Origin of the sequence: Steroidobacter sp. (genome assembly GCF_016790065.1) — a bacterium.
In the GTDB taxonomy this organism is placed as follows: Bacteria; Pseudomonadota; Gammaproteobacteria; order Steroidobacterales; family Steroidobacteraceae; genus Steroidobacter.
In genome coordinates, this window is the sequence record NZ_JAEUPY010000507.1 from 1 (window position 1) to 1,861 (window position 1,861).

The 1,861-nt window shown below is 59.6% G+C and carries 1 pseudogene; it reads right to left on the reverse strand.

Going from position 1 to position 1,861, the window contains the following annotated elements:
- Positions 1–176 precede the first annotated feature (176 nt).
- Positions 177–1,861, reverse strand: a pseudogene (locus JNL55_RS21135) (alpha-2-macroglobulin family protein); the annotation flags it as partial.

Consider the following 1,861-nt stretch of genomic DNA (forward strand, 5'->3'; position numbering starts at 1 on the left):
CCGCCCGGAAATTGGATCCAACCGGGTTTTTGGACCAATAGCGCTAATTGGTTGTACAAGCACCGCGCCCCGCGACCGCGGGCGCGGGGCGAGTGCCGGGGTGCCGGGAGGACACCCCTGATCCTCCCGCTGCCGGCCACCGACGCCTCCGGCGACGTCTTCGCGAAGCGCAAAACTCACGGCCGAGACACCTCAATCTTCCCGGACGCGGAGCGACCAACAACGCTCCGGTCGTACATCGCTTCACCATACGCGGGCGGCGTTACAAACGAACCGACGTTGGTCGCTTTGATTCGATACACGATCTCAGAAACATCGCCAGTAGCACTCGCATAGAACACCACGCGATCCTCTCGCATGTCGGCGTACTGCAGCGATGCATTGACGTTGCCAACGCACACCTGGCACTGCCAGCTGATATAGCCGTCCTCGCCGTCACCTCCCTCTTCGCCTTCGGAAGGAGCAGCTTCAGAGAACGGAGTAGCAGCCCCCTCCGTGGGCACAACCAACTCGAAGCCGCCAGGCAACAAGTCCACCAGAGCGATATTGGAAAGACCGCCTTCCTTCAAGCCTCGGAACTTGAGGTGAACATCGATCTGCTGTCCCATCTTGATAGAAGTCACCGCCTTGCCGCTCGCATCCGTGTACTCACGCAGCACCTCCAATCCCTGCTTGATCGCCTGCGAAGGCGGCTTGCGATCGAAGCCCGACTGCTCGATCAAGTAATAGGCATTGAGATTGGTATTGTTGGTGAACTTCAACGAAGTCGCTTGATCGGTGAACTTCACGGTCGGGAACAACCCCTCCGGCAAAGTCAGCGACCGCACCTTCTTATCCTTCAGCACCTCAGCAATCGCCAGATTGCGTGCAGCGCCCTCAGTCGCAGCGGCATAAGCATCAAGAGAAAGCAAAGTCGTACCAGCAGACAGCGAATGGTAATAACCATCCGTCACGCGCTTGGCCATCGTCGTGAACACTTCAGAAGGCACGCTCTTCAAGCGCTCTGGGAAATGACGGGAGATCACGAATAGCAACAGCGCATCTCGGGTCATCGGATCGTTGTACAACTCATCTGCCGTCGCATCGAAGCGCGTGGCCGAGATCAAGTTCTCAGCATCGCGATCCTGTCGCATCAAATCCAGCGACGCCGCCAACCACGCGGCGGTGAGGTCCTTCTCCCACTGGCCCTTGTAACGCTCCGCCAACCGCTTGCGAGCAGCAGCGACTTCCGCGGCCATGCGCTGACCTTGGCGAGTCAGCAGATAAATCGCATATGCGCTCTGCCGCTCATCAGTGAGGTTATTGCCATCTCGTTGCGCGACCTCGCGCAGATAGTTATTGCCATTGGTGACCAGGTCGCCAGGAATAGCCTGTCCACGCTCGCCCGCCTCAATCAGCAACTGCTGTGCGTACAGCGACACGAACTCGACGACTTCATCGCCGCCCGGCCACAACTTGTACGCGCCGGTTTCAGTCTGACGAGACCGCAGTTCGCCGAGCAACGAAGCAACATCCGCACCGTCGCGCGATTGGACATACCCAAACTCCGGCCGTGAAGTCAGCAGTACTGCCGGCATGGACATGCTGACGATCTGCTCGGTGCAGGCATACGGGTAATTGGACAGATACGCCACGAAGCCATGCGCGAACTGCAGCGGCAGCATCGACGCGCCGGTTTCGAGCGTGCGGTGATGTGGATACATCTGGCGTTCGATACGCAGCTCGCGATCGCCCTTCGACAAGACGCCCGCGCTCAGCTGAGTCATGAACGGCGTCGCCGGTCGCACGCTGAGATCGATGCGCCGCTTGCCGCTGGCATTCCCAGTGCGTGCGACGAAGGTCATGTTCGCCGCACCCGGCA